At 72.5% G+C, this 13,647-nt stretch carries 9 protein-coding genes and 1 tRNA gene; 3 read left to right on the top strand and 7 right to left on the bottom strand.

Annotated features, from left to right (window positions below; genetic code table 11):
* Nucleotides 1-21: 21 nt before the first annotated feature.
* Complete coding sequence (locus tag GC092_RS06575; protein WP_324014521.1) at nucleotides 22-1,515, bottom strand: S1C family serine protease; 1,494 nt, start codon at nucleotides 1,513-1,515, stop codon at nucleotides 22-24.
* Between the two features lie 107 nt (nucleotides 1,516-1,622).
* Here GC092_RS06575 and GC092_RS06570 point away from each other — a divergent pair, with 107 nt between their 5' ends.
* Nucleotides 1,623-2,849: an aminotransferase class I/II-fold pyridoxal phosphate-dependent enzyme gene (locus GC092_RS06570; RefSeq protein WP_324014519.1), complete on the top strand. Its 1,227-nt coding sequence runs from the start codon at nucleotides 1,623-1,625 to the stop codon at nucleotides 2,847-2,849.
* Here GC092_RS06570 and GC092_RS06565 read toward each other — a convergent pair.
* Entirely contained in the window at nucleotides 2,828-3,634 is an 807-nt protein-coding gene (locus GC092_RS06565; RefSeq protein ID WP_324014517.1) for a carbon-nitrogen hydrolase family protein, read from the bottom strand. The genes GC092_RS06570 and GC092_RS06565 overlap by 22 nt on opposite strands.
* A 9-nt stretch (nucleotides 3,635-3,643) precedes the next feature.
* Complete coding sequence (locus tag GC092_RS06560) at nucleotides 3,644-4,183, bottom strand: DUF6328 family protein (protein ID WP_282978004.1); 540 nt, start codon at nucleotides 4,181-4,183, stop codon at nucleotides 3,644-3,646.
* A 90-nt stretch (nucleotides 4,184-4,273) separates the two neighbouring features.
* On the opposite strand from GC092_RS06560, the gene GC092_RS06555 reads away from it, so the two are divergent.
* Nucleotides 4,274-4,350: transfer RNA gene (locus GC092_RS06555), tRNA-Met, on the top strand.
* A 244-nt stretch (nucleotides 4,351-4,594) separates the two neighbouring features.
* Here GC092_RS06555 and GC092_RS06550 read toward each other — a convergent pair.
* Nucleotides 4,595-7,537: a UPF0182 family membrane protein gene (locus GC092_RS06550; RefSeq protein WP_324014512.1), complete on the bottom strand. Its 2,943-nt coding sequence runs from the start codon at nucleotides 7,535-7,537 to the stop codon at nucleotides 4,595-4,597.
* A gap of 49 nt (nucleotides 7,538-7,586) precedes the next feature.
* Entirely contained in the window at nucleotides 7,587-8,714 is a 1,128-nt protein-coding gene (locus tag GC092_RS06545) for a YlbL family protein (RefSeq protein ID WP_416383296.1), read from the bottom strand.
* Nucleotides 8,715-8,835: 121 nt separating this feature from the next.
* On the opposite strand from GC092_RS06545, the gene GC092_RS06540 reads away from it, so the two are divergent.
* Entirely contained in the window at nucleotides 8,836-10,251 is a 1,416-nt protein-coding gene (locus GC092_RS06540; protein ID WP_324014511.1) for a zinc-dependent metalloprotease, read from the top strand.
* 788 nt (nucleotides 10,252-11,039) lie between these two features.
* Here the strand turns inward: GC092_RS06540 and GC092_RS06535 are convergent.
* Both GC092_RS06535 and nudC read right to left on the bottom strand, forming a co-directional pair.
* Nucleotides 11,040-12,749, bottom strand: coding sequence for an ATP-dependent helicase (locus GC092_RS06535; protein WP_324014510.1), 1,710 nt, complete (start codon nucleotides 12,747-12,749; stop codon nucleotides 11,040-11,042).
* Entirely contained in the window at nucleotides 12,746-13,636 is an 891-nt protein-coding gene (gene nudC / locus GC092_RS06530) for an NAD(+) diphosphatase (protein WP_282978012.1), read from the bottom strand. Before nudC ends, GC092_RS06535 begins: the two co-directional genes overlap by 4 nt.
* Nucleotides 13,637-13,647 lie beyond the last annotated feature (11 nt).

Raw genomic sequence — 13,647 nt, 5'->3', positions numbered from 1 at the left:
GCTCTCACGGGCGCGGGGTGGTCACTCGAGGGTGCCGAGCTTGACCGTCGCGGTGTGCTCCTCGCCGTCGCGGACGTAGACCACCTCTGCCTCGCTGCCGCCGGCGGCCGCGCGGACCTGGGCGGTGAGGTCGACGGCGTCGTTGATCTTGGCGCCGTTGAACCGCGTGACGATGTCGCCCTCCTGCAGTCCGGCGGCCTCGGCGGCACCGCCCTCGACGACCTCGGCGATGTACGCGCCCGTGATGGTCGCGCCCTCGACCTGGCTCGAGGGCTGCACGCTCGCGCCGAGGAGGCCGTGCGTCGCGGTGCCGTTCTCGATGATCTCGTTCGCCACCCGCTCGACGACGTTCGACGGGATCGCGAAGCCGACGCCGATCGATCCGGACTCCGACGAGCTCTGATCGGCCGTCGCGATCGCGACGTTCACGCCGATGAGCTTGCCCTCGCTGTCGACGAGCGCGCCGCCGGAGTTGCCAGGGTTGATCGCGGCGTCGGTCTGGATGACCGAGATCGCGATGGACTCGCTCGCCTGCGCCTGCTGGTCCTCCTGGCCGGGGATGTCGAAGAACCAGGGACTCGATCCCTCTCCCTGCCCCTCGTCCTCGCCCTCGACGCTGTCGCCCTCGGGCGCCGCGGCCGACGCGATCTCGATGCTGCGGTTGAGCGCGCTCACGATGCCGGTGGTGACCGTGTTGGCGAGTCCGAGGGGCGCGCCGACGGCGACCGTCGTGGCGCCCACGTTGAGCTTCGACGAGTCGGCGAACTCGATCGGCGTGAGACCGGACGCGCCCTCGAGCTTGATCACCGCGAGGTCGTACGTCGGGTCGGTGCCGACGATCGTGGCGTCGTAGATGCGGCCGTCGCTCGCCGTGACCCGCACGGTCGCGTCGGCCGCCGTGCCGCCCAGGGTCACGACGTGCGTGTTCGTGACGACGTAGCCGTCCTCGCTGATGACGACGCCCGATCCGCTGCCCGACGACTGCCCGCCGGCCACCTCGATCGTGACGACGCTCGGCAGCACCTCGGTCGCGACCGCCGTGGCCTCGTTGACCGACCCGGGGTTGTTCACCGTGATGTTCGACGGCGCGCTGCCCGACTCCGCGACCGATCCGCCGCCGGCCGTCAGGGAGTTCGAGACCCAGCCGCCGCCGAAGCCCGCGCCGCCGCCGACGAGAGCGGCCACGAGGATGGCCGCGGCCACGCGGCCGCCGCCCTTCGACTTCCGCTCCTCCGCGCGCGGCTGCGGCGCCCACACGGCCTGCGGCGCGCCGTCGTGCGGAAGCGGCTGCGTGGGCTGCGTCGCGCCGAACGCCGCGCCCTGCGCCTCGCCATGCGCCTCGTACGCGCTCTGCGCGCGGTAGGGAGCCCCCGGGTGACCGGGAGCGGCGTGCGGCGGAGCGGCGTGCGGCGGCGTCGGCTGCGCGGGAGCCTCCTGCGGCCGCCCGTAGCCCGTCGGCGGCGCCGGCCGCGGCGGGATGTTCAGAGGGGTGTCTTCGGAACGCTGCTCGTCCATGGGTGCTCCTTCTTCCACGTCCTCTTCAGGGTGATCCCGCAGTCTGTGTGCTTCCTATGATGCGCGTATGCCGCGGGCGTGACTTCGCGCGCGGGTAGCCTGAGCGGATGCGACACGTCAGCGGCGCCTGGAGGCGCACCGCCGCAGGAGCCGGGCTGCTCGGAGCCGACGGCTCGCCCGCCCCCACGATCTTCGCCGAGATGTCGGCCCTCGCGACCGCCACGGGCGCCCTCAACCTCGGGCAGGGCTTCCCCGACGAGGATGGCCCCGCCGAGGTGCTCGACGCGGCGCGGGCGGCCATCGCCGGGGGCCGCAACCAGTACCCGCCGGGGCGCGGCGTGCCCGAGCTGCTCGAGGCGATCGCCCAGCACCAGCGCCGCTTCTACGGGCTGGAGCTCGATCCCGCGCGGGAGGTGCTCGTGACGGCCGGCGCGACCGAGGCGCTCGCCGCGACTCTGCTGGCGCTCGTGGACGGGCCCGACGACGAGGTCGTCGTCTTCGAGCCGCACTACGACTCCTACGCCGCGTGCGTCGCGCTGTCCGGAGCCCGCCTGCGCACCGTGCCGCTGCGCTGGCCCGACTTCCAGCCGGACCTCGACGAGCTCGAGGCGGCCGTCACCGACCGCACCCGGATCATCCTCGTGAACGATCCGCACAACCCCACGGGAGCGGTGTTCTCGCGGGAGGCACTCGAGCGGATCGTGGCGCTGGCCGACCGCCATGACGCCGTCATCGTCACCGACGAGGTGTACGAGCATCTCGTGCACCACGGTCCGCATGTGCCGATCGCGACGCTGCCCGGCGCCGCAGCGCGCACGCTCACCATCTCGTCGGCGGGCAAGACCTTCCGGACGACCGGGTGGAAGATCGGCTGGGTCTCGGGGCCGGCCGAGCTCGTGGACGCGGTTCTCGCCGTCAAGCAGTTCCTCACGTACGTCAACGGCTCGCCGTTCCAGCCCGCCATCGCGGTCGGCCTTCGCCTGCCCGACGCGTTCTTCCGCGGGGTGTCCGCCGACATGCGACGCAAGAGCGAGATCCTCGGCGAAGGGCTGCGCGCGGCGGGCTTCGACGTCTCGACCCCGGCCGGCTCGTACTTCACCGTCGCGGATGCCGCGGCTCTGGGCGCGAGCGACGCGGCGGAGTTCTGCCGCGCGCTCCCCGAGCGCGCGGGCGTCGTCGCGATCCCCCTCACCGCGTTCGCGACGCGGGAGCGGCGCGACGAGTACCGCACGCTCGTGCGCTTCGCCGCCTGCAAGCGGGACGAGGTCCTCCAGGACGCGGCGACCCGCCTGAGCACGCTGCGGACTGAGGCTCAGCGCGGGGCCACGCGGTAGCGCCGGAGCGCGAGCGCCGGGTTGACCCGCCGCACGTTGTCGATCGCCGACCGCTCGGCGAACGCCACGGCGACGTCGGTCGTCGTGCCCACGCTCGCGACCGCCGTCCCCTGCGGGTCGACGATGAGCGAGCTGCCGACCGCGAGCGGAGGCGTGTGGTCGGCCGCGGCGACGTACATCGTATTCTCGATCGCGCGCGCGGTGACGAGCGTCCGCCAGTGATGCTCCTTGAGCGGACCGCGCACCCACTGCGCGGGAACGAGCGCGACGTCGACACCCGCATCCGCGAGGACGCGCGCCGACTCGGGGAAGCGCAGGTCATAGCAGGTCATGAGGCCGCACACGAGGCCGTCGACCTCGAACGTCTCGGGCTCCGTCAGCGCCCCCGGCTCCACCCAGTCGGACTCGCGCTGACCGAACGCGTCGTAGAGGTGGGCCTTGCGGTACGTCGCGCGCACGCCATCCGCGTCGACCGCGACGACCGTGTTGCGCACGCGACGCGGGTCGTCGGCGCGCTCGAGGAGCCCCGCCACGATCACGAGGCCGTGGTCGGCGGCGACGCGGGCGAGGTGCTGCGCGAACGGGCCGTCGAGCGTCTCCGCGCGCTCGACGAGCGTCTCGTCGAAGGGGTGGATGAAGCTGCTCGCATACTCGGGGAAGAGGACCACTCTCGCCCCTCGCTCGGCGGCGCGCTCGGCGAGCGCCGCGATGTCCTCGCGGTTGGCGCGGGGCTCGGCGCCCGGCGAGAACTGGGCGACGGCGACTCCGACGGCGTGCTCCGACATGCCGCCAGCCTATTGCGCCGGTCGCGGGGCGGCGTCGGCGGGTGCGCCGCTCTCCCCCGGTCGCGGAGGGCGCGTGCGCAGCAGGAGCGGCAGCGCGACCCAGAGGACCAGCATCACGCCGCCGAGGATCCCTCCCGCGAGCCAGGCGGCCTGATCGCTCACGACGACGTCGAAGATGAAGCCGACCACGCCGACGAGGAGGACGGAGACGACGACGAGCGCCGACAGGAGCGCGATGTGCCCGAAGCGCACGGTGAGCCCCTTCCTCCCCTCGCGGAAGAGCACGCGGTGCAGCGCGACGGGCGCCAGCGCGATCACGGCGCTCACCGCGGAGAGCACGACGAGCACGAGGTAGAACACCCGCTGGCCGCCGGTGAGGTCGGCGAAGGCCGGCTGGAACGCGAGGGCGAGGAGGAAGCCCGTGATGATCTGGGTGCCGGTCTGCAGGACGCGCAGCTCCTGGAGCACCTCGTTCCAGTTGCGGTCGAAGCGCTCCGCCGCGCTCTCCCCCGGACGCAGTCCCGCCGCCCGTGCCGTGTCAGCCGTCATGCCCTCCATCATTCGCGCCACGCCCGGGGCGCGCAAAGGGGGCCGCTCGATTCGCCCTCTCCGCGACGCCGTGTTAGGCTGTTCATGTGCCGCGGGGTGGAGCAGTTCGGTAGCTCGCTGGGCTCATAACCCAGAGGTCGTAGGTTCAAATCCTGCCCCCGCAACCAAGTGAAGGCCCGGATCCGAGAGGATCCGGGCCTTCTGCCTTTTCTGCATACGCTGCCTGCCCGGCGCTGGCCATCCTTCTCGTCACGCGAGCGCAGGAGGATCCGCCCGCTGCAGGACGCCGATCCCCGCCGCCGTCCTGCAGCCATCCGATTCTCCTGCTGCGGGCGGCGCACACGACCGGAGACGCGGAGCGGCCCCGCAGGATCGCTCCTGCGGGGCCGCGTGCGTGCGCGCTGCGCCGGCTTACTCGGCCGGGGCCTCCTCGGCCGCACCCGTGTCATCGAGGAACGCGAGCAGGCGCTCGACGGCCTCGGTGAGGTCGGCGTCGGCCTCCGCGTACGCGACCATGTCGCCCTCCTCGAGCGCGGCCTTCTTGGCCTCGATCGCCGTCTGCGCATCGGCGAGCGCCTGCTCGTAGGTGTCGCTCGACGGCGGCGTCGGCTGCGTCGGCTCCTCCGGCTGCTCGGGCTCGGGCTCGGTCGGCTGCTCGGTCTCCGGGTCGACGGGCGTGACATCCTCATCGCCCGTGTCGGCACCCGAGTCGCCGCCGAACAGCTCGTCGAGCGCCTCGGCGAGGGTGTCCTCGAAGGCGAGCTGGTCGCCGAACGCGACGAGCACCTTGCGCAGGAGCGGGTACGACGTACCGCCGGTCGACTGCACGTAGACGGGCTGCACGTAGAGCAGGCCGCCGCCGACGGGCAGTGTCAGCAGGTTGCCGAGGCTCACATCCGACGCGCCGATGGTGAGGATGTTCATCTCGTTCGCGATCTGCGAGTCCGAGTTGAACGAGTTCTGCACCTGACCCGGCCCCGGCACGGTCGTGTCGGCCGAGATCTCGAGCATCGTCAGCTTGCCGTAGTCCTCGCGCACGCTGCCCGCGTCGGCGCCCGCGTCGGAGTCGACCGCGAGGTAGCCCATGAGCACGTTGCGCGTGCCGCCGTCGGGGATGAACGTCGTGAACATCGAGAACGTGGCCTCGTCCTGCCCCGGCATCCGCATCGACAGGTAGTACGGCGGCTGCAGCTGCTGGTCGCTGGTCGGGTCGTTCGGCGTCGTCCAGGCGTTGTCGCGCTGGTAGAACGCCCGGGCGTTGTCGACGTGGTACGTGCCGAGCATCGCGCGCTGGACCTTGAAGAGGTCCGTCGGGTAGCGCACGTGGCTCATGAGCTCGCCCGACATCTCGTCGATCGGCTTGATCGTGTTCGGGTAGATCTTCTGCCAGGTCTCGAGGACCGGGTCCTCCTCGTCCCACGCGTACAGCGTGACGCTGCCGTCGTAGGCGTCGACCGTGGCCTTGACCGAGTTGCGGATGTAGTTGATCTCGTCGATCAGCAGGTTCGGCGTCGGGTTGGTCGAGTCGCTGATCGCCTGCGACAGGCTGACCTGCGACGAGTAGGGGTAGGTCGCGCTCGTCGTGTAGCCGTCCACGATCCACACGATCCGGCCGTCGACGACGCTCGGGTACGGGTCGTTGTCGAGGGTGAGGTACGGCGCGGCCTTCTGCACGCGCGTGAGCGGATCGCGGTCGTAGAGGATCTGCGACTCCTCGTTCACGTAGTCCGAGAAGAGGATCTGCTCGGACTGGAACTTGAGCGCGTACAGCACGCGGTTGAAGAAGCTGCCGACGCTCGGGCCGCCGTCGCCGGAGAACGTCGTGTTCGTCTGCGACGCGCCCTCCTCGCCGGCGGGGTAGTCCAGCTCGACGGGGTCGGCGCCCTCGGGCGCTCCGACGATCGAGTACTCCGGGTTGTTCTCGCCGAAGTACACGCGCGGCTCGTACTCGAGGTCGCTCAGCGCGCCGCTGGACGGGATGCCGCCCTCGATGAAGACCGGCTCGCCCTCGTTCGTGCGCTCGTTGCCCTTGGCGGCGACCATGCCGTAGCCGTGCGTGTAGACGAGGGTCGTGTTGTTCCAGGTGCGCGCGTCGGCGTCGAGCTCGTCCATGTCGAGCTCGCGCACCGCGACCACGGTGTCCTGCGTCTCGCCGTCGACCTCGTAGCGGTCGACATCGAGCGTGTCCTCGAAGCCGTAGTACGCGCGGTACTGCTGCAGCTGCTGGACGGTCGGGCCGATGATGGCCGGGTCCATGAGGCGGATGGACGCCGTCGTGTCCGCGTCGTCGCGCAGCTGACCGGCGGCCGCGTCGGTCTCGGCCGCGAACGGCACCTTCTCGATGCCGTCGAGGCCGTACGCGGCGCGGGTCGCGTCGACGTTGCGCTGGTAGTAGTCCATCTCGAGCGCCTGCTCGTTGGGGCGGACCTGGAAGGTCGTCACGGCCCACGGGTAGCCGACGCCGATCACGAGCGAGGTCACGATGAGCAGGGCGGTCGCGATGAGCGGGTAGCGCCAGCGGCCGATGACCGCGGTCACGAAGAAGAGGATGGCCACGAGAGCCGCCACGATCGAGAGGATCGTCTGCGCGGGGATCACGGCGTTGACGCCCGCGTAGCCCGGGCCCGTGATGCGGCTGCCCTGCTCGACCATCGTGAAGTAGCGGTCGAGCCAGAGGCTGGCCGCCTGCACGAGGAGGTAGACGCCGGCCGTGATCGCGAGCTGGATCCGCGCGGGCTTCGAGATGCGCAGCTCGCCCTGCCCGATGCGGACCGACCCGTAGAGGTAGGCCACGAGCGCGGTGACGAGCAGGCTGATGAGGACGGTCGCCGATGCGAACCCGACGACGCCCGCGTAGAACGGCATCGCGAACATGTAGAAGCCCGTGTCGAGCCCGAACAGCGGGTCGGCGTCGCTCGTCGGCGTGCCGTTGGCCCACAGCCAGGCGGTCTCCCACTGCGACGAGGCCGCGAAGCCCGCGAAGAAGCCGAAGAACACCGGGATGCCCCACATCGCGAGGCGGCGGAGCGGCTCGACGACCTCCTGGTACCGGTCGAGCTGCGAGCTCAGGCGCGCATAGACCGGGCGCAGGCGGTAGGCGAGGAAGATCGCGAGCCAGACCGGCACCGCCATCCCCGCGAAGCCCACGACGAACATCACGACCCGAGCCGTCCACTGCGTCAGCAGCACCGACTCGAAGCCGAGCTGATCGAACCAGAGGAAGTCGGTGTAGAGCGATGCGAACACGAAGAAGGCGACGACGAGCGCAGCGATGACCGCGAGCGAGATCGTGACGATTCTTCGGAACGGAGACGGGGTCGTGGCCGGAGTCGGCGCTGAGGTCGAGGTCACCATTCCATCCTAGGCATGCGCATCACGCGCATCGCCCGGTCATGGGGAATGCTCAGCCGGCCGTGCACGTGGGCAGGTCGCCCGTCTCCCCCTGCGCGATCGCCTCGACGGCCGTCATGGCGTCGTCGAGCGTCTCGATCGAGAAGACCTCGAGACCCGCCGGGACATGTCCCACGACCTCGTCGCAGTTCGACGCCGGCGCGAGGAAGAAGTCGGCGCCCGCGCCGCGCGCCCCGTAGAGCTTCTGCCGGATCCCGCCGATCGGGCCGACCGTCCCCGCCGCGTCGATCGTGCCGGTGCCGGCGATCTCCTCGCCGCCGGTGAGCGAGCCGGGCGTGAGGGTGTCGATGATGCCCAGCGCGAACATCGTGCCGGCGCTCGGGCCGCCGACGTCGTCGAGCTGGATCGTGACGTCGATCGGGAAGTCGAACGTCGTCGTGAGGTAGACGCCGATCAGCCACGTCGTCCGGCCGTCGACCTCGCCCTCCTCCGGCGTGATCTCGAGGTCCTCCTCCGCGCCGTCGCGCTGGACGGTGAGCGTCACGGGAGCGCCCTCGCCCTCCGCGACGATCTCCTTGAGCCGATCGATGTCGGCCACGTCCTCGCCGTTCGCGGCGACGATCACGTCCCCCTCCTCGACGACGCCGCTCGCGGGCGAGTCGTCGCTCGTGGGCCGCACGACCTCGAGGCGGGCGCCGACGTCGTAGCCCAGCTGCGAGAGCGCGGCGGCCGTCGCCTCGGCCTGCGAGTCGACCATGAGCGCGGCGTTCTGCTCCTCGCGCTGCTCGCTCGTCTGCCCCTCGGGGAACACCGCGTCGATCGGCACCACCGCGCGCGAGCCGTCGAGCCACGCGAGTGCGAGCTCGAACCACGACGGCGTGCGCTCGCGGTTGCCGACGACCTGCACGGTCGTGAGGTCGAGCGATCCCGACGTCTCGTACGTCTGCGCCCCCTCGACCGAGATGAGCGGCTTCTCCTCGCCGCCGTGGTCGGGCGCCGTCCCGATCGTGTCGTACACGGGCCCCGGCTGCTGGATGACGTACGACGTCGGCAGGAAGGTGATCGCGACGAGGGCGACGAGGGCGACCACGAGCGCCCAGATGCCCGCGACGGTGCGCCGCGACGCGGGCGAGGACGGCGTGCGGGCAGACCGGGAGTGCGGGGCGTCGATGAGTGTCACGGGGATCCTTCCGCCGTCGTTCGCGGGTGGCGTAAGCGCATCCGCCTCACTGCGGGAGGAGCACGGACCGGCGCGATTAGCCTAGATCGCACGGACCGAGACCGGCTGAAAGGCGGCTGACGTGGCTGACGACGACAGGACTCCCGACGACGACCTGCAGGAGCTCCTGCGCCGCCTCATGAACGGCGGCGCGATCGACCCCGAGCAGCTGTCGCGCATGGCGGGCATGCCCGTCGACCCGGCGACGCTGTCGCAGATGATGCAGCAGTTCCAGGGCGTGTTCGCCGGCGCGCAGGACGGCTCGATCTCGTGGGACGCGACGAAGCGCCAGGCGCTCCACATCGCCAATCAGGACGGTCTCGGCGTGACGGACGGGCAGCGCACCGATCTCGACCAGGCCTTCGCTCTCGCCGGGCTGTGGCTCGGCGAGGTGACGACCCTCTCGCCGACCGCCGAGCTGCCGCGCGCGATCACGCGCGGCCAGTGGGTCGAGCAGACGCTGCCCGTGTGGCAGGAGGTGGCGGAGCCGGTCGCGACGAGCATCGCGGACGCGCTCACGGAGGCCCTGCGCTCGCAGGTGCCCGAGGAGATGCAGGACATCGTGCAGAGCGCGGGGCGCCTCATGCGCGGGGTCGGCGGCACGCTGTTCGCGACGCAGCTCGGCCAGGTCGTCGGCAAGCTCTCCCTCGAGGTCGTGAGCGGCGCGGATGTGGGGATCCCGGTGATCCCGGCCGGCAGCGCCGTGCTCCTTCCGCAGAACTTCGCGGAGCTGGGGGCCGGCCTCGAGATCCCGGAGGATCAGCTCGCGCTCTACATCGCGGCCCGAGAGCTCGCCTCGGCGCGCCTGTTCCGGCACGCGAAGTGGCTGCGCCTGCACATCCTCTCCCAGATCGACGACTACGCGCGCGGCATCAGCGTCGACACGGACGCGCTCGAGGAGATGGCGTCGCGCCTGGATCCCTCGAACCCGGAGGAGCTCCGCCAGGCGCTCGAGAGCGGCGCTCTGCTCCCCCAGCAGTCCGAGGCGCAGAAGCTCGCCCTCGCCCGCCTCGAGAACCTCCTCGCGCTCGTCGAGGGCTGGATCGACGTCGTGACCGCCGACGCGACCGCGCGCGTGCCGCATCTCGAGCGCATCGCCGAGGCCATCCGCCGCCGCCGCGCCGAGGGCGGGCCGGCCGAGGACGCGCTCGGCGCGCTCGTCGGGCTGCGCCTGCGTCCCCGGCGACTGCGCGAGGCGGCCGCCATGTGGCGCGCCGTCGGGGACGCCGTGGGCATCGCCGCGCGCGACAGCCTGTGGGACTACCCCGACCTCATGCCCACCTCGGAGGACATCGACGATCCGGCCGGTCTCATCGCGAGGCTCGAGGCGCAGGCCCGCGGCGAGCAGCCGGAGGCCGACGACATGGACGACGCGCTCGCGCGCCTGCTCGCCGAGGAGGCCGAGCGCACCGAGGGCGAGGCCGACCGCGATGCGCCGGCGCCGCCGTCCGACGACGACGAGGGCCATCCGCGGCCCGAGGGCGACCAGCCCGTGTGACGTCTCCTCCACAGGCGGCCCGACCTGCGCGCGCAGGTCGGGCCGCCTGTGGACAGTCCGCTCGCGCCGGCGTCGCGCGGAGCAGAATCGCGCTATGGCGCACCTCAGCCTCGACCCCGCGCGGCTCCCGCTCTGGCGCGACGCCGCGACGATCCAGCTCGGACTCGACGGCGGCGTCCGGATCCGCGAGCCGGCGCCCTGGCAGGAGCGCCTCCTCGTCCGGCTCGCGGACGGCGTCGACGAGCACGACGACCTCGCGGGTGCGGTCGGCGTCGACGAGGTGCGCCTGCGGACGTTCCTCGCGCACATCGCCCCCGCGCTGCGGCGCGAGGAGGACCCCGGGCTCCTGCACATCCTCACCGCCGACGGCGTCTCCGCGGCGACGGTCACGGCGCTGTGCGACGCCCTCGCCGCGTGCGGATGGGCGCCGGAGTGGGTCACGCTCGCGGCCGTGAGCGCGCACGTCCCCGTCGCGCTCGTCGCCCATCACGCCGTCGCGCCAAGTGCGTGGGTGCCGCTCGTGCGCGACGACGTCGTCCATGCGCCGATCGTCTTCGCCCGCGAGAGCGCCGAGGTGGGGCCGCTCGTCCGCCCCGGCGCGACGCCCTGCCTCGGCTGCCTCGCAGCGCATGAGCGCGAGCGCGACCCGGCCTGGCCCGTGCTCGCGCTGCAGCTGCTCGCGCGCCGCCCGCCCGAGACGCCGTCGCCCCTCGTCGCGGCGACGGCGACGCTCCTGACCGAGCTCCTGCGCGCCCCGGCGGGCGACGACGCCGCGCGGTCCGCGCGCGTCAGCGGCGACGGGCGCCGGCAGTGGCGGAGCCACCGGCACCACGCAGAGTGCCTGTGCCGATCTCCGCGAGGAAGCGCGACGGCTCTCGCTGCAGCCGACCCGACGCCGACGCGCGAGGCCACGACAGCGACAGCGATCGCCCTGCGCGCGTGATGCCGACGTACGCGAGGCGCCTCTCCTCGTCGACCCCGTCGAGCGACGTCGCGTACGAGATCGGCAGGAGCCCCTCGGCGAGCCCGAGGAGATGCACGTGCGGCCACTCGAGGCCCTTGGCGGCGTGCAGGGTCGAGAGGGTCACCGTCTGCAGCGTGGGCTCGTGCTGGTCCTTCGCGCGGGCGAGAAGCCCCTCCGTGAACGCGCGGAGGGTCGTGCCCGGCGGGGCCTCCTCGGCGAGGCGCAGGATGGCGGCGCGCGCCTCCCACGCGTCGCGCAGGGCGCCGCCCGCGGCGGGCGGCTCCTCGGCGTGGCCGAGGCTGCGCAGCACGTCGCGCACGAGGTCGGCGAAGCCCTGATCGGTCGGCGCGACCGACGCCCCGCGGAGGGCGAGCAGCGCCTGGCGCACCTCGGGCATGTCGAAGAAGCGCCGCCCGCCGAGGACGGTCGTCGGGATCCCCCGCCGCGCGAGCGCGTCCTGGATCTCGGCGGACTGGGCATGCGAGCGGTAGAGCACGGCGATGTCGGACGGCGGCACCGACTCGAGCTGACGGGCGATGGCGTCGGCCACGCCCTCGGCCTCGAAGTGCTCGTCGTGGTAGCCCGTGACGACCGGCATCTCACCGGATGTCGCCGCGGCGGACGCCTCGAGCCGGAGCGCACCGGGACGACCGCGCATGAGCGCGTTCGCGACATCGACGATCGCCGGCGTCGAGCGGTAGTTGCGCTCGAGACGCACGACCGTCGCATCCGGGTACCGGCGCTCGAAGTCGAGCAGGAAGCGCGCCTCGGCGCCCGTGAACGAGTAGATCGTCTGGCTCGCGTCGCCCACGACGCAGATGTCGCGGCGATCGCCGAGCCACAGCTCGAGGAGCCGGTTCTGCAGCGGCGAGACGTCCTGGTACTCGTCGACCGTGAAGTGGCGGTACTGCTCCCGCACGGCCCGCGTCACCTGCGGCTCCGCCTCGAGCATGCCCGCGCACGCGAGCAGGACGTCCTCGAAGTCGAGCTGCCGCCGTGAGTCCTTGAGCTTCTCATACGCGCGCATGAGGTCGACGAGCGCCGACGGGCGGATGCTGCCGACCGAGCGCTGCAGGGTCGCGTACTGCTCGATCGAGCGCATCGTGACCTTGCGCCACTCGATCTGCGCCGCGATGTCGCGCAGCGTCGCCTTGTCCGGACGCAGGCGCAGCTCGTCGGCGGCGTGCGCGAGCAGGCGCACCTTGTTGTCCACGATGGTCGGGGCGACGTCGCCCGTCACGGTCGGCCAGAAGAAGTTCAGCTGCGCGAGCGCCGCCGCGTGGAAGGTCTTGGCCTGCACGCCCTCGACGCCGAGCGCCCGCAGCCGCCCGCGCAGCTCGCCGGCAGCCTTGGCCGTGAAGGTGAGCGCCATGACGCGCTGCGGCGTGTACGCGCCCGTGTCGACCCCGTGCGCGATCCGGTGCGTGATGACGCGCGTCTTCCCGGCGCCGGCTCCCGCGAGCACGGCGACGGGGCCGCGCAGGATCGACGCTGCCCTGCGCTGCTGCTCGTCGAGGGCGTCGAGTGCGCTCACGCGGCCTCGTACCAGGCTCGGATGAGGCGGTGCGCGATCGAGACCGCGCCGGGCAGGGCGACGGGGCCGCGCCCGGCCAGGCCCTCGCCGATCTCCTCGCGGGTGAACCAGCGGACATCGAGGATCTCGGTGCCGTCGGCGCGCGCCTCGGCGTCGTCGACGGCGGCCGCGTGGAACCCGAGCATGAGGGAGCGCGGATACGGCCACGGCTGCGAGCCGAGGTAGCGGATGCCGTCGACGCGGACGCCGGCCTCCTCGCGGATCTCGCGGTGGATCGTCGTCTCGAGCGACTCCCCCGCCTCGACGAATCCCGCGAAGCAGGAGTACATCCGCCCCTGCCACGAGGCGTTCGCGCCGAGCAGGAGGCGCTCTCCGTCGGCGCTCGTGATCGCGACGATCACCGCGGGGTCGGTGCGCGGGAAGTGCTCGCGGCCGCAGCCGGGGCACAGCCGCGACCATCCGGCCTGACGCACCTCCGTGCGCGAGCCGCAGGCCGGGCAGAACGGCGCGTCCACGAGCCAGCGGCCGAGGGCGACCGCGACGACGAGGACGTCGAGCTGTCCGGCGGGAAGGAGCGCGCCGGACGTCCGGATGGTGCTCCACTCCGCGTCCACGAGCAGGGCGTCGGCATCCTGCGGGAACGCGGCCAGGAGCACCGCCGCGCCCGACGCATCGCGCCCGAGGAAGGCCCAGGTCGCGCCGTCGCGGACGTCGCCCGGCTCGACGAGCGCGAGCGCAGGCGCGGGGTCCGCGGCGACCGGGGCCGCGTCGCCGCGGACGGCGAGGACGCGCGTCGCGGGATCGGCGATCGCCGTCTCGAGCAGGCCGGGCGCGTCGCGCTCCTCCGCGCTCCTGTCGATCCTCGCAGGGGCGGAATGAACGGGCATCCGGTACCTCT

Origin of the sequence: Microbacterium sp. JZ37, from assembly GCF_035188445.1 — a bacterium.
GTDB classification, from domain to species: domain Bacteria; phylum Actinomycetota; class Actinomycetes; order Actinomycetales; family Microbacteriaceae; genus Microbacterium; species Microbacterium barkeri.
This window is presented reverse-complemented; position numbering and strand designations above follow the sequence as displayed.